Raw genomic sequence first — 18,934 nt, 5'->3', positions numbered from 1 at the left:
CCCCACCGGGAGGAACCGTGAGACGTCCGCCCCTCCTCGCCGCCGCATCGGCCGCCCTGGCCGCCCTGGCAGCCGTCCTGCCGGCCGCCCCCGCCGCATCGGCCACGGCGACCGCTGCCGCACCGGTTGCGGCGGCCGCCCCCGCCGCATCGGCCGCGGCGACCGCCGTGCGAGGCGGCGACCGGCTGTACGGCGCGGGCGGTGTCTCCTGCACGGTGGGCTTCAACGCCCGCGGCGGCGGCTCGTACTACGCCCTCGTCGCGGGGCACTGCGCCCTTGCGGCCACCGCCTGGTACGCGGACCCGGCGCTGACCGTGCCGGCCGGTGCCACCGAGGCCTACAGCTTCCCCGGCGACGACTACGGGATCATCCGCTACACCAACCCCTCCCTGTCCCACCCGGGCGAGGTGCACCTGGGCGGCGGCGTCGTCCGGGACGTCACCGGCGCCGCCGCCCCGCGGATCGGGCAGTCCGTCTGCCACGCCGGCCGGACCACCGGCACCCGCTGCGGCACGGTCACCGGGCTCAACGCCACGATCGACCACGGCGGCGGGCAGGCCGTCCACGGCCTCGTCCGCTCCAACGCCTGCGCGGAGCCGGGCGACAGAGGGGGCCCGGCCTTCTCCGGCACGCTGGCCGTCGGGCTGGTCCTCGGCGGCAGCGGCAGCTGCTCCTCCGGCGGCGCCGCGTACTACCAGCCGGTCACCGAGGCCCTGGCGGCCTACGGGCTGTCGCTGTACTGACGGGCCCGTACCGCGCGGACCGCGCCCGGCCGCCGCCGTAGAGGACGTACGGCGTATATCCCGGGCCGACGAGACGGACTGACGGTCTTTCCCGGAAGGGACGACCGTACCCGTCCGTACCGTCTCGCAGGAGTGACGGCGCATGTACTCTGCGGCGCCGGAACGACTGCACGGAAGGCGGGGGACTGTGGGCACCACACGGCGGACGGTTGTGAGCGCGGCGGTGACGGCCGGGGCGATGCTGCTGGGCGGCTGCGGCCGCACGGACGGCACCGGGGGACCGGACGGCCGGGCCGCGGGGCGGACCGGCACCAAGGAGCGCTCCATCCCTCCCGAGGTGGTGGGGAGTTGGAGCACCGACAGTTCGAGCGCCTTCGAGTCGACCGTCTACAGCTTCTACGAGGACGGCGTCTACACCGAGGAGACGGGGGCGTCCCGGCGCACGGGCCGCTACGAGGTCAAGGGCGGCACGCTGCTGACCTTCCCCGAGGAGGGGGAGCCGAAGGCCCACGAGTGGCGGATCGGGGACGGCGGCTGCCTGTACCTCGACGACGTGGAGCACTGCCCGTACTCCTGACCCGGACCGCGGTCCGCGGGCGGGACCGCTCTAGGGCCTGTTGCGGAAGTGGACTGCTGGGCAGTTCAGTCTTCTTGATCGGTACAGTCGCGTGCATGCTGAAGCCACTGCTGCGTGCAGTTGAAGCGGGCGGTCGTACCGTGGACGACCCGACCGAGGAGGCCCTGCACGACCTGTTGTCCGAGATGAGCCTGTCGCACCGGTTTGTGATCCTGGAAAGACTCGATCTGGAGCCTGTGGATCAGCATTACATTCAGGCGTACCTGAACGACGACCTCAGCTACCAGGTCGAGTACCGCGAAGGCAGTGCGGATCAGCACTACCAGGCCCACGTTCCAAGGGTCCATGAAGTGTTCGGCCCGGAAGAGTCGACCGCCAAGGTGATGATGGACTGGGCTCACGATCGACAGGGATGGCGCGAGGCCTTGCCGTGGACCCCTATGCCTTTTCGGTGAAGGATTACAGCCACTCGTTGATCGCCGCGACCAGGACTGTCGCCTCGTAGCGGACAGCGAGCTTGTCGTACCACGTGGCGACAGCGCGGTTCCTCTTGAGGCGGTTGATTCCGCACTCGACCGCGTGGCGCTCGCGATAGTCGAGCGGGTCGAAGCGCGGCGGCCGGCCGCCGCGCGAACCGAGCCTTCGGCGGTTGCGGGCCTGGTCGGTCTTGTCCGGGATGGTGCAGCGAATCCCGCGCCTGCGCAGGTAAGCCCGGTTCCTGCGGGAGGCGTACGCCTTGTCGGCCCGCACGCGGTCGGGGCGGACGCGAGGCCGTCCCGGACCGATGCGGGGCACGCGGACCTTGTCCAACACCGCCTCGAACTGCGGTGAATCCCCGCGCTGCCCGGCCGTCACCACGATCGACATGGGCTTCTGGCCCTGCTCGACCGCCAGGTGCAGCTTGGTCGTGAACCCGCCACGCGACCGTCCCAGCCCGTGATCGACCGGTTCGGTGGATATACCACCAGGCGGTTCCTTCTGCAGGTCGCCCTGTTTACAGGCCCCGGCTGCATGCTGATGAGCGCGGCACACCGTGGAGTCGACGCTCAGGTCCCACGTGATCGCACCTTCCGCGTCGGCCAGGGACTGGAGACGGGTGAAAAGCCGGTGCCAGGTGCCGTTGCGCTGCCACCGGCGGAACAGGTCATAGACCCGGCTCCACGGTCCGTACTCGGCGGGGACATCCCGCCACGGAACGCCGGTCCGGACCCGGAACCGTATGCCGTCGATCAGCTGCCGCCGAGGCCAGACGGGCGGCCGCCCCAACCTGGCACCCTTCGGCAATAGCGGCTCCAGCACCGCCCACTGCTCGTCCGTGAGATCTCCCCGACCCATGAACCGTGATCATTCACAGCCCAAGATCCACTTTCGATACAGGGCCTAGTGGGCCCGGGCGGACGGGGGCGGCAGGTGGCCGCACAGCCGTCGGCAGACGACGGTGCGCCCGGAGCCGGCCCTGACCACCGGCCGTCCGGCGTGCTCCCTGCCGGCCCTCGGACGGCAACGCGCCCGGACCGGCCTCCGGTGGAACGACGCGCTGAAACAGCAGAGCCTGAGCGGGGATCGGGGCAGGAAACGGGGGGAAGGCAACACGCTCACACCGTATCGGCCCCGGCCCGCGCCTGAACACGCCGCCACGGGTTCCCGCGCACCGTCCGGATCCGTGGTATATCGTGCGCCGTCCGCGCCGGGCCGCCCGGGAGCGCGGCGGGCCCGGGAGCGCGGCGGGCGCGGGGGCACGGCGGGCGCGGGGGCACGGCGGTGAACGGCGCGGCGGCCGGGAGGAGCCGCCGCGCCGTCCGTCCGTCACCGGCCGGGGCCGGGGTCAGGAAGCGGTGCAGGGGCCGATCCGGGGCGCGGACCAGTTGCCGTTGGCCATGACGGTGAAGCCGAAGCTGGTGGAGGCCCCGGCCTGGAGGGTGCCGTTGGAGCGCATGGTCATCACGTTGCCGCTGGAGTCCCAGGTGGGGGAGCCGTTCCAGGTGGCGGAGATCTTCTGGGGCGGGGTCACGGTGACGGTCGTGGACCAGCCGCCGAGGGGGGAGTCGCCGGCCCTCACGGTCACCCTGCCGTTGAAGCGGTCGCCCCAGCGGTCGGTCTGCTCGTAGGTGACGGTGCAGGAGGCGGTGCCGCCTCCTCCGGTTCCCCCGGTGCCGCCGGTGGTGCCGCCGGTGGTGGTGCCGCCGTCTCCGGTGCCGCCGAGGGCGGCCAGGACGGCGTCGTAGGCGGGCTTCTTGCGGTAGGAGCCGTCGAAGAGGAGGGGGGTGTCCGAGGAGCGCCAGGAGTACTTGTCGGTGACGCCCCAGACGGTGATGCCGGTGCAGCGGGAGACGGCGAGGCAGGCCTGGACGACGCCGCGGTACTGCTCGGCCTGGGAGGTTCCGGAGCCGGCGATGTCCAGCTCGGTGAGCTGGACGTCGACGCCGAGGTCGGCGAAGTTCTGCAGGGTGGTGTGGTAGTTCGCCGGCACCGGGTTGCCGCTGTTGAAGTGGGCCTGGAAGCCGACGCAGTCGATGGGGACGCCGCGGGCCTTGAAGTCCTTGACCATGGCGTACACGGCCTGGGTCTTGGCGTGGTTCCAGTTGTCGGTGTTGTAGTCGTTGTAGCAGAGCTTGGCGGCCGGGTCGGCGGCGCGGGCGGTGCGGAAGGCCTCCTCGATGTAGCCGTTGCCCAGTTTCTGCTGGAAGGGGGATTCGCTCCGGCGGGCGCCGCTGGAGCCGTCGGCGAAGGCCTCGTTGACCACGTCCCAGGAGTGGACCCGGCCCTTGTAGTGGCCCATGACCCGGTTGATGTGGTTGTTCATCGCCGAGCGCAGGTCGCCGGCGGAGAGCCCGGCGACCCAGCCGGGGAGCTGGGAGTGCCACACCAGGGTGTGGCCGCGCAGGGCCATGCCCCGGCTGCGGGCGTGGTCGGCGATGCGGTCGGCGGTGGCGAAGGTGAAGGAGTTGCGGGAGGGCTCCAGGGCGTCCCACTTCATCTCGTTCTCGGCCGTCAGGGAGCCGAACTCGCGGTTCAAGGTGGCCATGTAGTCCGATTCGCCCATGCGGCCGGCCGCTATCGCGGTGCCGAAGTACCGGCCCTTCTCGGCGGCCGCCGCGTGCAGGGTGGAGGCGGCCGAAGCGGTCCCGCTCAGGGCGGTGAGGGTGCCGGCGGCGGCCACCGCCAGGCCCGCGCCGAGGACGGCGGCCCTGCGGAAGCCCGGCAGCGCGCGTGAGCGGCGCCGCCCGTGGGGGGAGTGGTCGGTCATTGCTGTCCCTTCCTCGGGACCGGACGTGGGGGGAGTCCGGTTCTGGACGCGCCGGCCGCGGCTCCGCGGCTCCCGCACCGTCGGGGCGGGAAGCGGTGGTCGGGGGCGGACGGCTGCGATCGGTAGGAGTATTGGGGGATCTCTGAGGAGGCGTCAATAACTAGTTCCGGAATATTTCCGAGAAACAAATCGGTGCAAATTGGCTTGTCAACCGATCTGAACTGGGGGTACTTCCGGATAGGGGTGACGGAAGCCGTTGCGCCAGTTCTCTGGCGTGGCAAGGTTTCGGAAAGCGACCGGAAGGGAGGGGCGGGGCTCTGCGCGTCGGGGGGCGTCCGCGGGGAATGCGGGGGGAGACGCGGGCGCTGGACCGGACGGGGCGCAACCGGGTGGTGCACCGCCTCCGGTGGCGGTACGTCCCGCGCCGGACCGCCCGTGGGCGGGCACAGCACATCGGGGCGCACCCGCGCACCGTTCCGCACCGCCGTCGCCCAGGAGGCACCGTGAACGACCGGCTCGGCCCCATGCCCGAGGACTGGCAGCGCGCACTGGCGATCGTCGCGCACCCGGACGACCTGGAGTACGGCGCGGCCGCCGCCGTGGCGCGCTGGACCTCCTCCGGGCGCGAGGTCTCGTACCTGCTGGTGACGCGGGGCGAGGCCGGGATCGACACCATGGAGCCGGCGGAGGCGGCGCGCGTGCGGGAGGCCGAGCAGCGGGCGAGCGCCGCCGTGGTCGGGGTGGGGAGCGTGGAGTTCCTCGACCACCGGGACGGGGTGATCGAGGGAGGCGTCGCCCTGCGCCGCGACCTGGCCGCCGCGATCCGCCGCCACCGCCCCGAACTGGTCGTCACCCTCAACCACCACGACACCTGGGGCGGCACCGCCTGGAACACCCCCGACCACCGGACCGTCGGGCGCGCGGTGCTGGACGCCGCCGGGGACGCGGGCAACCGCTGGATCTTCACCGACCTGGCCGGGGAGGGCCTGCGGCCCTGGGACGGGGTGCGCTGGGTGGCGGTGGCCGGGTCGCCGCAGCCCACGCACGCGGTGGAGGTGGGGGAGGAGGACGTGGAACGGGCCGTCGCCTCGCTCGCCGAGCACCGCGCCTACATCACGGCCCTCAGCGACCGCGAGCCGGCCGCGTACGCCCGTGACGTCGTCACCGGGGGGCTGGACGCCGCCGCCCCGCACACGGGCGGCCGGCCGGCCGTGGCCTTCCAGCTCTACCCGCGGGGCTGACGCGGCGCTCCCCGGGCAGGAGTCCGGACCCGGGCAGCGGAGGGGCGGCACGGCGCCCCCTCCCGGAGGACCGGTCCACGACGCCCGGCCGGGAGGCGGCCGGCCCCGCGCGGGTCACCCGCCGCCCGGTCCGGGGCGGCGGGCGGCGGGCGCGGACAGGGCGAGCGCGGCGACCGGCAGGAGCACGGCCGCGCCCATCGCGTTGAGCCAGCCGTAACCGGCCTGCGCGACGACCACCCCGGCCAGCGCTCCGCCCGCGCCCGCCGCCGCGTTCATCACCAGGTCGGACAGGCCCTGGACGGCCGCGCGGGAGGACTGCGGCACCGAGTCGGTCAGCAGGGTGGAGCCGCCCACCAGCCCCGCCGACCAGCCCAGGCCCAGCAGGAACAGGCCGGCGGCGGTCTGCACGTGGTCGCCGTCGGCCGTGCCGGCCGTGAGCGCCGCGCCTGCCAGGAGCGCGACGCCCAGCGCGATCACCGGAAGCCGGCCGAGGCGGTCGCAGAGCCGGCCCACCAGGGGCGAGAAGGCGTACATGCCCGTGATGTGCAGGCTGATCACCAGGCCGATCAGTTCGATGTCCGCGCCGTGGTGGCCGAGGTCCACCGGGGTCATCACCATGATCGAGACCATGGCGGTGTGCGAGCAGGCCACGGCGGCCAGGGCCAGCCGGGCGTGCGGCGAGGCGGCGACGGCGGCCGCCCCGGCCCGCAGCGAGCGGCCCGCCTCCGGAGCGGAGGCGGGGCCGGCGGCGGCCAGCGCACGGGCGGTGAGCAGGGGGTCCGGGCGCAGCAGGGCGAGCACCAGGACGGCGGCCAGCAGGAAGACGGCCGCGCCCCACAGGAAGGGGCCCGCCGCCTCGGGGATCCCCAGGCCCGCGGTGCTGCGCCCGGCCGGGGCCGCGATGTTCGGGCCGAGCACCGCTCCGATCGTCGTGGCCCACACCACCGTGGAGATGGCCCGGCCGCGGTGGGCGGGCTCGGCGAGGTCGGCGGCGGCGAACCGGGCCTGGAGGTTGGCGCAGGAGCCGGCCCCGAAGACCGCCGTGCCCAGGAGCAGGAGGGGGAAGCTGCCGGCGGCGGAGGCCAGGACCACCAGGACGCCGCCCGCCGCACCGACCAGGTAGCCCGCTGCCAGCCCCGCACGGCGGCCGCGCGCGGCGGTCAGGGCGGCGAAGGGCAGGGAGAGCACGGCCGTTCCCAGCACCGAGGACGTCACCGCCAGCCCGGCCAGGGCCTTCGACCCGCCGACCTCCTCGGCCAGCACGGCGGCCAGCGCGATACCGGTGGCCACGCCCAGGCCGCCCAGGATCTGGCTGAGGACGAGCACCGCGGTGGTGCGGCGGCGCAGCGCGCCGAGCTCCTCCCCGGACGGGGGACGCGCGGCGCGGCGGGATATGTCCGAGGGGTCGCCGGCGGCGCCGGCCGTCGCGGAGGTGTCGGTCACGGGGGCAGTCTGCCAGGCAGCGGCGGCCGGGCAGGGGACGCGGGCGGGTACCCGCCGGGCCCCGCACGCAGGCCGGAGCGCCGGCCCACCGGGCGCGCCCCGTCCGTGCCCGCGGGGCGCGCCCGGTGGGCCGGCGCCGCTCAGAACAGCGGGGCGGGCAGGACGCCCTCCAGGGCGAGCAGCGTCCGCTTGACCTCCAGGCCGCCGCCGAAGCCGCCGATCCCGCCGCCGCTCTCCACCACCCGGTGGCACGGCACCACCACGGGCAGCGGGTTGGACCCCATGGCGACGCCCACCGCGCGGGCGGCACCCGGTTCGCCGACGCGCTCGGCCAGCGTCCCGTACCCGGCGACGGCGCCGTACGGCACGGTGCCGGCCAGCGTCCGCAGCACCCGCTCGTTGAAGCCGGAGGACAGCGACCAGTCCAGCGGCACCGAGAACTCCCGCAGCGCCCCGCGGAAGTAGGCCTCCAGCTCCCGCGCGGCCTCCTCCAGCACCTCGGGCCCGCCGCCGCACCCCCGGCCGTCCCCGCCGGCCGGGACGGGCCGGGCACCCAGCCGCACCGCGAGCCGTTCCAGGGAGCGGCCCACCAGCGGCCCGCGGGCGTGGAAGACGACGGACACCAGGCCCCGCTCGGTGGCCGCGAGCAGCAGCGGGCCGACGGGGGTGCGGTCGAGCACGGTCCACACCGGCCCGGCCGGTTCCGCCGGCCCCGCGAACGTCTGCGTCATGCCACGAGCCTACGGGTCGGCGCCGACGGCGGCCCGCGTTCCGCGCGTTCCGCGCCCGGGCCGCCCCGCCCGGGCGCTTCACCCCCCTGCGGGGACCCCGGCCTCCCGCAGGGCGACCTCCAGGACGACCCGGCGCGGTGTGTCCGGGCCGTCCTCGCCGGTCCCGTCCGGCCGGCCGTCCTCCGCGCCGCCCGGTTCGCCCTCGCCGGCGGGCGACACGGCGTCCCGGACGACGTCGGGGACGTTGGAGATGATCCCGTCCACGCCCATGTCCGCGACCCGCCGGGCGGTCCCCGCGTCGTTCACCGTCCAGGTGAAGACCTCCAGGGGCCTGCCGTGCGCGCCCTCCAGCGCGTGGACCCGCCGCACGTACTCCTCGGACAGGGTGGTGTGGGGCGGGTTGATCTGGTCGGTGAACCGCGCGTACTCCGGCAGCTCCGCCGGCTCCGGGGTCCCCAGGAAGCCGGTCCTCACCGCCGGCGCCTGGTCGTGCACGGCCCGCACCGAGTCGGCCCCGAAGCTCTGCACGACCAGCTTGTCCCGCACGTGCCGCCGGTCCAGCCACCCCTCGCTGCGCAGCTCCCGCAGGACGTCCGCCTCGATGCCCGGGTACAGCTCGGGCCGCTTGATCTCCAGCAGCAGGTTCTGCCCGGTGCGGTTCATGTGCCGCAGGAACTGCTCCAGCGTGGGCACCCGCTCGCCCGCGTACCGCGGGCCGAACCAGCTCCCGGCGTCCAGCCGGGCGATCTCCGCGGCGGTGAAGTCCGCCACCCGCCAGGGCGCCCGGTCGGGGAAGACCTCCTCCACGTCCGTGGTGCGGCCGAGGGTGGCGTCGTGCACGACGACCAGCTCGCCGTCCCGGGTGCGCTGCACGTCGTTCTCCACCCAGGCCACGCCCAGGTCGTGGGCGGCGTCGACGGCGGCCAGGGTGTTCTCGGGCGCGTAGCCGGAGGCGCCGCGGTGGGCGACGGGGAGGGGAGGGGCGTCCGGTGCGGCGTGGGCGGGCGAGATGGTGAGGACGAGCGCGCACAGACCGGCGAGCGGACCGGCGAAGACGACGGCGGGGCGTAGGGACACGAGGACTCCTCACGTCTTGCGGTGCACCTGGACACGGAGAGCATTCCGGGTTCGGCGGTCGGTTACCTGAGCGGGAGGCGGACAGAACCTGAACGCGCTACGGAACGCCCCGCCGGCGCCGGCCCGCACCGGCGGGGCGTTCCGGCCGGGCCCGGCTGTCGGTGCGGGGACGTACGGTGGTGGGCATGCGGCCCGTGACTCAGATCGAACGCAGGGTGGCGCCCTTCGAGGTCGTCAGCCCCTACCAGCCCAGCGGTGACCAGCCGGCGGCCATCGAGGAGCTGGAGAAGCGCATCACAGCAGGTGAGAAGGATGTCGTCCTGCTGGGCGCGACCGGCACCGGCAAGTCGGCCACCACCGCCTGGATGATCGAGCGGCTCCAGCGCCCGACGCTGGTGATGGCGCCGAACAAGACGCTGGCCGCCCAGCTCGCCAACGAGTTCCGCGAGCTGCTGCCGAACAACGCCGTCGAGTACTTCGTGTCGTACTACGACTACTACCAGCCCGAGGCGTACGTCCCGCAGACGGACACCTACATCGAGAAGGACTCCTCCATCAACGAGGAGGTCGAGCGGCTGCGGCACAGCGCGACCAACGCGCTGCTCACCCGCCGGGACGTCGTCGTGGTCGCCTCCGTCTCGTGCATCTACGGCCTGGGCACCCCGCAGGAGTACGTCGACCGGATGGTGCCGCTGAGGGTGGGCCAGGAGGTCGACCGGGACGAGCTGCTGCGCCGCTTCGTGGACATCCAGTACACCCGCAACGACATGGCGTTCACCCGCGGCACCTTCCGGGTGCGCGGCGACACGGTCGAGATCTTCCCCGTCTACGAGGAGCTCGCCGTCCGCGTCGAGATGTTCGGCGACGAGATCGAGGCCCTGACCACCCTGCACCCCGTCACCGGGGAGGTCGTCTCCGAGGAGCGGGAGCTGTACGTCTTCCCCGCCTCCCACTACGTGGCGGGCCCCGAGCGCATGGAGCGGGCGATCGCCGGGATCGAGGCCGAGCTGGAGGAGACCCTCGCCCGGATGGAGCGGCAGGGCAAGCTGCTGGAGGCCCAGCGCCTGCGGATGCGCACCACCTACGACATCGAGATGATGCGGCAGATCGGCACCTGCTCCGGCATCGAGAACTACTCGCTGCACATCGACGGCCGGGAGAAGGGATCCCCGCCGCACACCCTGCTGGACTACTTCCCGGAGGACTTCCTCCTGGTCATCGACGAGTCCCACGTCACCGTCCCGCAGATCGGCGCCATGTACGAGGGCGACGCCTCGCGGAAGCGGACGCTGGTCGACCACGGCTTCCGGCTGCCGTCGGCGATGGACAACCGGCCGCTGAAGTGGGAGGAGTTCCTGGAGCGCATCGGGCAGACGGTCTACCTGTCGGCCACCCCCGGGCCCTACGAGCTGTCGCGCTCGGACGGGGTGGTGGAGCAGATCATCCGCCCCACCGGCCTGGTCGACCCGGAGGTCGTGGTCAAGCCCACCGAGGGGCAGATCGACGACCTGGTGCACGAGATCCGCACCCGCACCGAGCGGGACGAGCGCGTCCTGGTCACCACGCTGACCAAGAAGATGGCCGAGGACCTCACCGACTACTTCACAGAGCTGGGCATCCAGGTCCGCTACCTGCACAGCGACGTGGACACCCTGCGCCGCATCGAGCTGCTGCGGGAGCTGCGCGCCGGCGAGTACGACGTGCTGGTCGGCATCAACCTGCTGCGCGAGGGGCTGGACCTGCCGGAGGTCTCCCTAGTGGCCATCCTCGACGCCGACAAGGAGGGCTTCCTGCGCTCGGGCACCTCCCTGATCCAGACCATCGGCCGTGCGGCGCGCAACGTCTCCGGGCAGGTCCACATGTACGCCGACAGGATCACCCCGGCGATGGAGAGGGCCATCGACGAGACCAACCGGCGCCGGGCCAAGCAGATCGCCTACAACGAGGCCAACGGCATCGACCCGCAGCCCCTGCGCAAGAAGATCAACGACATCGTGGCGACGATCGCGCGCGAGGAGATCGACACCCGGGAGCTGCTGGACAGCGGATACCGCAGGCCCGGCGCCGGGGAGGAGGGGAAGGGCCGCGCGCCGGTCCCCGACCTCGGCCGCGAGGCCCGCGGGCGGGGCGTGGGGAAGGCCGGGCAGCCCACCGACCGGCCCGCCGCCGAGCTGGCCGAGCTCATCGACGAGATGACCGGGCGGATGCGGGCCGCCGCCGCCGAGCTGAAGTTCGAGGTGGCCGCCAGGCTGCGCGACGAGGTGGGCGAGCTGAAGAAGGAGCTGCGGCAGATGAGGGAGGCGGGCCTGCGGTGACGGGACGGCCGGGCGAAGTGTTGCAGGAGCGACACAAACCCGGCCGCCCCGCACGGGCCGGTGCCCGCGGTGCGTAGGGTTCGTGGCAGCCGTCGCCGACGGCCGCTGTTCGTGCAAGGCAGGAAAGAGGGGAACGCACGTGACGGTCAACTTGTCCAAGGGGCAGGCGATCAGCCTGCAGAAGTCCGACGGGGCCACCCTGACCGCGGTGCGGATGGGCCTCGGCTGGCAGGCGGCCCCCCGCCGCGGCCTGTTCGGCCGGCGCACGAAGGAGATCGACCTCGACGCCTCGGCCGTGCTCTTCGCCGACCGGCAGCCCGTGGACGTCGTCTTCTTCCGCCACCTGGTGAGCGACGACGGCTCCGTGCGGCACACCGGCGACAACCTGGTCGGCGGTGCCGGGCAGGGCGGGGACGACGAGGCGATCCTGGTGGACCTCCAGCGGGTCCCGGTCCACATCGACCAGATCGTCTTCACCGTGAACTCCTTCACCGGCCAGACCTTCGCCGAGGTGGAGAACGCCTTCTGCCGGCTGGTGGACGAGACCAACGGCCAGGAGATGGCCCGCTACACCCTCACCGGCGGAGGCGAGTACACCGCGCAGATCATGGCCAAGGTGCACCGCCAGGGCGGCGGCTGGCAGATGACCGCCCTGGGCACCCCCTCCAACGGCCGCACCTTCCAGGACCTGATGCCGCAGATGCTGCCGCTGCTGTAGGCGGCACGGGGACCACCGGGGCCGGGCCCGCGGCACGGCCCCGCGGCACGGCCCTGCGGCGCAGGGCCGGTGCGGCGGTGCAGGACACGGCAGGAGGGGGCGCGGCGGTGACGGTGGAGCTGGTCCGGGGGCAGAACCATCCGCTGCCCGGGACCCGTCTGGAGGTCCGGGTGTCGGCCGGGGGGCCGGTCGTGGCCGGGGTGACGCTCGACGACGGCGGCGGGCGGCTGTGCGGGGCGGACCGGTTCGCCCATCCCGGCTCGCCGCGCCTGCCCGGGGTGGAGGTCCCCCGGCAGGCCGCCGCCGAGCACCGGCTGGCGGTCGACCTGGAGGCGCTCCCCGCGGGGGCGCACCGGGTCAACGTGCTGCTCGCGCTGCCCACCGGAGCCGGCGGGCCGCTCTCCTTCGGCGCCCTGCCTGCTCCCCGGGCCGCCGTCACCACCGCGGACGGCACCGGGATCGCCGGCTACACCGTCGCCGGCCTGGGCTCCGAGTCCGCCGTCGTCGCGGTCGAGCTCTACCTCCGGCAGGGCGTGTGGAAGGTGCGTGCGGTCGGCCAGGGGTACGCGGGCGGCCTCGCGGCCATGCTGGAGGACCAGGGCCTGCCCCGGGCCCGTGAGCTGGCCGCGGCCGTCCAGGAGGCCGTGGCCCGCCGAGCGGCCCGCTCGGTGGCGCCGCCCCGCACCGCGGACACCGCAGACTCCCGGCGCGCGGTACCGGCCGGGAGCACCGGCCGCCCGGGCCCCGCCCCGGAGCCGGCCGCGCCTGCCGTACCGCCCCCGGCCGCCGGGCGGCCGGGCGGTCCGCAGGCCGTGCGGGCGGCCGCACGCCCCGCGGACGGCACGGGCGCGGTCGACTACCGCCACCCCCGCCGCACGCCGGCCGTGCCGCCGCCCCCGCCGCCCGCCGCCCCGCCCTCCGGGCCCGGGGAGGGCACCGCCCCCGTCGCGGGCGACGCTCCCGGCTGGAGCACGCAGGAGCGGCTCTACAACCAGGTCTGGGGGATGTTCGAGGACCTGGCCCGCACCGCCGCCGCCTACCGCAGCGCCGTCGACTTCGCCGACTCCCGCCTGGAGCGGGAGGTCGACCGGGTGCTGGCCGACCCGCGCACCCGGGTCGGCCCCGCCGCCGACGGGGCCCGCGCACGGGCCCGGGCCCGCCGCGAGGCCCTCGTCGACCGGGCGCGGGCCGTGCTCGACCGCGACCTGGCCCAGCTCACCGCCGAGTCCGAGGTCGTCGAACCCGCCCTGCCGCCCGCCTTCGCCCGCTGGGACAGCCCGGTCTGGCACGCCTACCGGGTGCCGGCGGAGAGGCCGATGGCCCTGCGCCTGGGCGACCTCTCGCTCCCCGAGCCCGGTGCCCCCCGCATCCCCCTGCTGGTGCGGCTGCCGCTGGAGCGGGGGCTGTGGATCGACGCCGGGCGCAGCCGCTCGTCCGCGTCCCCCGCCGACCCCCGTGCGCTGCGCCGGTCGGCGGGCGAGCTGGCCACCGCCGTCGTCGGCAGGCTGCTGGCCGTCCACCCGGCCGGCGGCCTCGCCGTCCATCTGCTCGACCCGGCGGGGGCCGGCTCGCCCGCCCTGGCCCCGCTGGTGGACTCCGGGGTGCTGCGCGAGCCGCCCGCCACCGGACCCGGAGGCGTCGCCCCGGTGATCGACCGGCTGATCCGCCGCGTCGACCTGGTGCAGATGGCAGCGCGCACCGGGGCGCTGGACTCCCTCCCGCCGGACGTGGACCCGGCCGAGCAGCTCCTGGTCGTCCACGACTTCCCGCACGGCTTCGACGACCGGGCCGTCACCCGGCTGCGCTACCTCGCCGACGAGGGGCCGTCCGTCGGCGTGCACCTGATGATGGTCGCCGACCGGGAGGACGCGCGGGGCTACGGCCCCGTGCTCGACCCCTTGTGGCGCGCGCTGCTGCGGATCACCCCGGTGCCCGAGGACCACCTCGCCGACCCCTGGGTGGGTCACGCGTGGACGTACGAGCCGTCCCTGGTGCCGCCGGGCAGCCGGATCCTGTCGCGGGTGCTGGAGCGGGTGGCCGAGGCCCGCGGGAGGCACGGCCGCTGACGTCCCTCCCGCCCCCGTCTGCCCTGGGGGCTTTGCCGTCCCATGACTTTGCTTTACTCTTCCTTGGAGCGGAGGGGAGTATTCCCGGCTGCGGCGTTCCGTCAGTACGGACCGGGCGTGACCGGTTCCGGGGCGTCGGCCCGCAGGCCCGTCGGGCCCGGGCGGAAGAGACCTCCGGCAACCCGAGCCGGAGGAATTCCCGTATGGACGTCTCCCTGACCGTCTGGGTCCTGACCGTCGTCGGTCTGAGTGCCCTGATCGCCGTCGACTTCTTCATCGGACGCAAGCCGCACGAGGTCTCCATCAAGGAGGCCGGCATCTGGACGGTCGTCTGGATCGTCCTGGCGGTCCTTTTCTGCGTCGGCCTCTACGTCGCCGAAGGCGGCGAACCGGCCGGCGAGTTCGCCGCCGGCTACATCACCGAGAAGTCCCTCAGCGTCGACAACCTCTTCGTCTTCGTCCTGATCATGGCGAAGTTCGCGGTGCCGACGATCTACCAGCAGCGCGTGCTGATGGTCGGCGTCCTCATCGCGCTCGTCATGCGCGCCATCTTCATCGCCGCGGGCGCCGCGCTGATCTCCGCCTTCTCCTGGGTGTTCTTCATCTTCGGCGCCTTCCTGATCTGGACGGCCTGGAAGCTGGTCCGCGAGGCCCGCGCCGAGGGCCAGGGGCACGAGGACGAGGCCTACGAGGAGAACCGCCTGCTGAAGATGGTCGAGCGGCGCTTCCCCTCCACCCCGGACTACCGCGGCACCAAGCTGCTCGTCGTCGAGAACGGCAGGCGGCTGATCACCCCGATGCTGGTCGTCATGCTGGCCATCGGCAGCACCGACCTGCTCTTCGCCCTCGACTCCATCCCCGCGATCTTCGGCCTGACCGACGACCCGTACATCGTCTTCACCGCCAACGCCTTCGCGCTGATGGGGCTGCGCCAGCTGTACTTCCTCATCGGCGGCCTGCTGAAGCGGCTGGTGCACCTGTCCTACGGGCTGTCGATCATCCTCGGCTTCATCGGCGTCAAGCTCGTGCTGCACGCCTTCCACGAGGCCGGCGTCCACGTGCCGGAGATCTCCACCCCGGTCTCGCTCGGCGTGATCTGCGCGGTGCTGGTCGTCACGACGGCCACCAGCCTGCGCGCCTCCCGCAAGCAGGCGGAGCGGGAGTCCCAGGCCCCCCGGGGCTGACCCGGGAGCGGCGCACACGGTGCACGGCGGCGGTCCGGCGGGGTGCCCACCCCGCCGGACCGCCGCCGCACCTCACCGCACGACCGCGACCTGCGCCCGCCGCCGTTCGCCGTTCACGGTCACCGACAGCTCCACCGTGCCCGGCCGCAGACCGGTCAGCGTGCCCGCCACCGGATCCAGGACGGCCGTGCAGCGGCCGCGCGCCCGCTCCGGGACGCCCGTGCACAGCCCGCGCGAGCCGGACCAGTCCGCGCTCAGCGGCCGGCCCACCGGGACTGCCCGCGCCGAGCCGCCCGAGCCCTGGAGGACCGTCGCGGAGACCTTCCCGGGCGGGCCGCCCGCCTTCACCGCCTCCGGGGCGTCGAGGAGGAGCCCGTCGACGTGGGCGCGGGTCTGCACCGAGATCCAGTCCCGCCCCCCGTCCCGCGCCCGCCGGTCGACGCCCACCAGCGACCAGCCGCTGAAGCCGCCCTCGGCCGCGGGGGCGGCCGGCGCCTTGCCCGCGTTGCCGTTGACCAGGTACGGCACGCCGTCCACCCGGGAGGCGTGGAAGACGCCGACGTGCGAGCCGATGAACGCCGCGCCCTTGCCGGTGCGGCGGCGGAAGTCGGCCAGCCAGTCCTCCAGCAGGTCCGCCTCCAGCCGGTCGGTGAGCCGGCTGGCCTGCTGCGCGGTCGGATCGCGCGGCGGCACGTGCGCCAGGACGACGACCGAGCCGATCCCCTCGTCCCCGGCCGCGGCGTCGAGCCGGTCGCGCAGCGCCCGGATCTGCTCCCAGCCCCCGCCGCGCAGGGTCAGCGAGGAGGTGTCCAGGGTGATGAAGCGCGTGCCCTTGTGGTCGAAGACGCGGTGGGCGTCGCCGAACTCCGCGCGGAAACCGTCGATGGAACCGCCCATCACCTCGTGGTTGCCCGGCACGTAGTACCAGGGGACCTCGCCGCCCAGCTCCTCCTCGAGCATCCGGCGGGCGAAGGCCAGGTCCCCGGGCGACCCCTCGTCCACCCAGTCGCCGTTGACCACCACGAAGTCGGGCCGGGCCGCCCGCACCTCCCGCAGGGTCCGGCGGGCCTGGCGCGCCGGCGGGCCGTCGGGGTCGCGGGCGACGAACTGGGCGTCGGAGACCACCGCGAAGCGCCAGTCGCGGCCGGCTGCGTCGGCGGCCGTGGAGATCAGCGGGTCCCGGTGCCCCCCGGCGCCGGGCAGCTCCACGTCCGGCGGCGTCCGGGCGGTCAGCCCGTCCAGGACGACCTCGCCGCCGTACTGCTCGGCGGCGCGGGTCTCGGCCAGGTAGAACCGCCGGACCTTCAGCGGGTGGGCGACGCCCTCGGGCACCTCGAAGACGATCCGCCGCCAGCCGGTCCAGTCGACGTGCGGGCCGCGCAGCACCTGGGCGGTGCCGGCCGCGTCGGTCAGGTGGAGCGAGGGCCAGGCGCCGTGCCCGTCCCCCCTGAGCCACAGGGCGAAGCTCTGCGGCTGGCCCGGCACGGCGATCTCCCCGGGCGGGTTGGCGTAGGCGGCGCGGGTGGCGGTGGAGCCCGTGAAGTCGTACGTCATCCGCAGCCCGGTGCCGTCGTGCCCCGCGGGGTCGGCGGCCAGGGAGCCGGAGGCGCGGGCGGCGCTGAAGGTCCACCGCCCGGCGTCCTCGAAGTCGGCCACCGGCTGCTCCCGCAGGCCGACGGTGACGGCCAGGACCGCCGTCGCGGCGGCCCGGTCCCCCGTCCCCGGCACCGTCGCCCGGACCAGCCCGGAGACCGCGTCGGTGCCGCCGGCCGCCGAGACGGTGAAGCCGCCGCCGACCGGGTCGGGGGCGATGCGGAACAGCGAGCGGTCGTAGTCGAGCACGACGTCCGCCGGCTCCACGGGAGCGCTGTGGCCGTCGGCGTCGAAGCCGGTGAAGCCGAAGGAGCCCTCGTCCTGCGGCCCGGCCAGCCCGACCCGCTTGCGGGTCGGCTCGATCCGCTCCAGCGGGCCCAGCACGGTCAGCCCCAGGGACCCGCGGGCCCGGCCGAGGCGGGCGACGGCCTCGGTGCGGCCGGGCCGGCGGGCGTGGAAGACGCCGGCGGAGTCCACCCGTCCGACCTGGGGCCGGGTGCTGTGCCAGCGGGCGGTGCCCGCGGCCGGGCCGTAGGTCTCGTCGTACCCGGCGGCGGTGAGGGAGCGGGTCAGCCCGGGGAAGACCCGCTCCGGGTGGCCGCCGGGCACGGTGTCCGCCGACGGGGCGCGGGCCGGGTCCGCGGCCGTCTCCACCCGCAGGCCGGCCGGCCTGCCGCTGCCGTCGGGCGCGGTGACGGCCAGCCCGTTGGGCACCTCGCGCTCGGAGCCGTCGGAGGGGCTGTTCTCCACCTGCAAGGCGTCCGAGCCGGGCTCGCGGGCGACCAGGGTGGAGGAGCCGCCGCCGTCGAGGTTGAGTGCGTTGTGGGCGCCCAGCTCGTCCATCATCAGCGCCAGTTCGGTGAGGGTGACCCCGCCGGAGGCCGCCTGGCGGCCGTCCACGGTCAGCACGTGCAAGGTGGTGCCGTCCTCGGAGAAGCCGACGGCGGTGCGGGGCGCGGGAGTGTTGTTGGGCCGTCCGTCCCAGTTCTGCGGCTCCCCGTCCACGACGAGGACGCCGCGGCCGCCGACGGCCGTGTGCGGCGCCTCGGTGCCGTCCGCGGTGCGCAGCGCGTACTCCCAGCTCACCGCGGTGCCCGGAGACAGCGCGGCCAGTGCCGCGGCCCCCGCGTCGCGGCCGAGCAGCACGGTGGTTCCCTCGGGGATCGGCCCGCTGCCGGGCGCGCCGGCGACGGCGGTGACCTTCCCGGCGGAGACGGTCACCTCGGTGACCTGCCGGGCCCCTGCCACGGCCAGGGCGCGGTCGGCCTCCCCCCACTGCGCGTTGTAGGCGCCGATGCCCCCGGCGGGGACGTCGGCGGCGTTGTAGGCGGCCAGCGGCACGGGACCGCCGGGGAGGGTGAGTGTGCCCTCGAAGTACATCTCCAGGATGCGGCCGGCGCCGTCCGGGCCGAAGCCGGCCGCCTCGGTGGCGCCGGGGGCGGGGGAGTGGGTGACCTCGCCGCCGGCGATGCCGGGGCCGAGCGGGGCACCGGTCTGGTTGATGTCGAAGAAGTCGGCGTTGACGGCGGCGACGGTGCGCCGGCCGGGCCCGGGATCGTGCGCGGCGGCCAGTTCGGAGACGGTGGCGCGGTCGGAGACCCGGCCGGTGGAGAGGTAGTCGACCTCGGCACCGCCGTCGAGGTCGACGCTGAGGGCGTCGGCGCGCAGCCACTTGTCCGGTTCCAGCCGGTCGAACGAGGTCAGTGTGGTGCCGGGCGCCACCGGGCGGGTGGTGCGGGAGAGCTCCAGGCCCTCGTCCGCGCCGGGGGCGGCGGGGGCGGGGGGCGCCGCCGCGGCGGCGGGAACGGGGGGCGGACCGGCGGCGGCCGGCGGCGCGGCCCCCAGTACCAGGGAGAGGACGGCCACGGCGCACACCGCGGCCCGTCGGCGGATTCTTCCGTCCTGCGATCCTCGTGACACGGGCATCACCCACAGACGCTGCGAGACCGTGCGCTCCTTGCGCACCGGCGCCACAGGGTGGCAAGGCCGACCGGTCTAC

14 protein-coding genes are annotated in these 18,934 nt (G+C 74.7%); 8 read left to right on the top strand and 6 right to left on the bottom strand.

Annotated features, from left to right (window positions below):
* The first annotated feature begins 17 nt into the window (after nucleotides 1–17).
* The 3 genes from ACFSJS_RS19995 to ACFSJS_RS19985 all read left to right on the top strand — a co-directional run bounded on the left by ACFSJS_RS19995 (nucleotide 18) and on the right by ACFSJS_RS19985 (nucleotide 1,775).
* A complete protein-coding gene (locus ACFSJS_RS19995; protein WP_380902304.1) occupies nucleotides 18–743 on the top strand; it encodes a S1 family peptidase in 726 nt (241 codons plus the stop codon).
* A gap of 187 nt (nucleotides 744–930) precedes the next feature.
* A complete protein-coding gene (locus ACFSJS_RS19990) occupies nucleotides 931–1,320 on the top strand; it encodes a hypothetical protein (protein ID WP_380902302.1) in 390 nt (129 codons plus the stop codon).
* 95 nt (nucleotides 1,321–1,415) lie between these two features.
* Nucleotides 1,416–1,775, top strand: a complete 360-nt coding sequence (locus tag ACFSJS_RS19985; RefSeq protein ID WP_380902300.1) for a hypothetical protein — start codon at nucleotides 1,416–1,418, stop codon at nucleotides 1,773–1,775.
* A 4-nt stretch (nucleotides 1,776–1,779) separates the two neighbouring features.
* On the opposite strand, the gene ACFSJS_RS19980 is transcribed toward ACFSJS_RS19985, so the two are convergent.
* Together ACFSJS_RS19980 and ACFSJS_RS19975 are read right to left on the bottom strand one after the other, a co-directional pair.
* The gene (locus tag ACFSJS_RS19980) at nucleotides 1,780–2,655 is read right to left on the bottom strand and encodes an IS5 family transposase (protein WP_380902298.1); all 876 of its coding nucleotides are present in this window, start codon (nucleotides 2,653–2,655) and stop codon (nucleotides 1,780–1,782) included.
* Nucleotides 2,656–3,145: 490 nt separating this feature from the next.
* Nucleotides 3,146–4,567 (bottom strand): glycoside hydrolase family 10 protein, encoded by a 1,422-nt coding sequence (locus tag ACFSJS_RS19975; RefSeq protein ID WP_380902296.1) that lies wholly within the window; start codon nucleotides 4,565–4,567, stop codon nucleotides 3,146–3,148.
* A gap of 524 nt (nucleotides 4,568–5,091) precedes the next feature.
* On the opposite strand from ACFSJS_RS19975, the gene ACFSJS_RS19970 reads away from it, so the two are divergent.
* Entirely contained in the window at nucleotides 5,092–5,808 is a 717-nt protein-coding gene (locus ACFSJS_RS19970) for a PIG-L deacetylase family protein (protein ID WP_380902586.1), read from the top strand.
* A gap of 114 nt (nucleotides 5,809–5,922) precedes the next feature.
* On the opposite strand, the gene ACFSJS_RS19965 is transcribed toward ACFSJS_RS19970, so the two are convergent.
* The 3 genes from ACFSJS_RS19965 to ACFSJS_RS19955 all read right to left on the bottom strand — a co-directional run bounded on the left by ACFSJS_RS19965 (nucleotide 5,923) and on the right by ACFSJS_RS19955 (nucleotide 9,059).
* Nucleotides 5,923–7,203: an MFS transporter gene (locus tag ACFSJS_RS19965; protein ID WP_380902584.1), complete on the bottom strand. Its 1,281-nt coding sequence runs from the start codon at nucleotides 7,201–7,203 to the stop codon at nucleotides 5,923–5,925.
* A gap of 188 nt (nucleotides 7,204–7,391) precedes the next feature.
* Nucleotides 7,392–7,982 (bottom strand): methylated-DNA--[protein]-cysteine S-methyltransferase, encoded by a 591-nt coding sequence (locus ACFSJS_RS19960; protein ID WP_380902294.1) that lies wholly within the window; start codon nucleotides 7,980–7,982, stop codon nucleotides 7,392–7,394.
* Nucleotides 7,983–8,060: 78 nt separating this feature from the next.
* Nucleotides 8,061–9,059, bottom strand: a complete 999-nt coding sequence (locus tag ACFSJS_RS19955) for a glycerophosphodiester phosphodiesterase (RefSeq protein ID WP_380902293.1) — start codon at nucleotides 9,057–9,059, stop codon at nucleotides 8,061–8,063.
* Between the two features lie 185 nt (nucleotides 9,060–9,244).
* Here ACFSJS_RS19955 and uvrB point away from each other — a divergent pair, with 185 nt between their 5' ends.
* From uvrB to ACFSJS_RS19935, 4 genes are all read left to right on the top strand, one after another.
* Nucleotides 9,245–11,374, top strand: a complete 2,130-nt coding sequence (gene uvrB, locus ACFSJS_RS19950) for an excinuclease ABC subunit UvrB (protein ID WP_380902291.1) — start codon at nucleotides 9,245–9,247, stop codon at nucleotides 11,372–11,374.
* Nucleotides 11,375–11,513: 139 nt separating this feature from the next.
* On the top strand, nucleotides 11,514–12,092 hold the full coding sequence (locus tag ACFSJS_RS19945) for a TerD family protein (protein WP_380902289.1): 579 nt from the start codon (nucleotides 11,514–11,516) through the stop codon (nucleotides 12,090–12,092).
* Nucleotides 12,093–12,199: 107 nt separating this feature from the next.
* The gene (locus ACFSJS_RS19940) at nucleotides 12,200–14,158 is read left to right on the top strand and encodes a TerD family protein (protein ID WP_380902582.1); all 1,959 of its coding nucleotides are present in this window, start codon (nucleotides 12,200–12,202) and stop codon (nucleotides 14,156–14,158) included.
* A gap of 203 nt (nucleotides 14,159–14,361) precedes the next feature.
* Nucleotides 14,362–15,342, top strand: a complete 981-nt coding sequence (locus ACFSJS_RS19935; protein ID WP_380902287.1) for a TerC family protein — start codon at nucleotides 14,362–14,364, stop codon at nucleotides 15,340–15,342.
* Between the two features lie 72 nt (nucleotides 15,343–15,414).
* Here the strand turns inward: ACFSJS_RS19935 and ACFSJS_RS19930 are convergent, their stop codons facing one another.
* On the bottom strand, nucleotides 15,415–18,861 hold the full coding sequence (locus tag ACFSJS_RS19930) for a phosphodiester glycosidase family protein (RefSeq protein WP_380902285.1): 3,447 nt from the start codon (nucleotides 18,859–18,861) through the stop codon (nucleotides 15,415–15,417).
* Nucleotides 18,862–18,934 lie beyond the last annotated feature (73 nt).

The organism is Streptomyces desertarenae (assembly GCF_042681365.1).
GTDB lineage: Bacteria > Actinomycetota > Actinomycetes > Streptomycetales > Streptomycetaceae > Streptomyces > Streptomyces desertarenae.
This window is presented reverse-complemented; position numbering and strand designations above follow the sequence as displayed.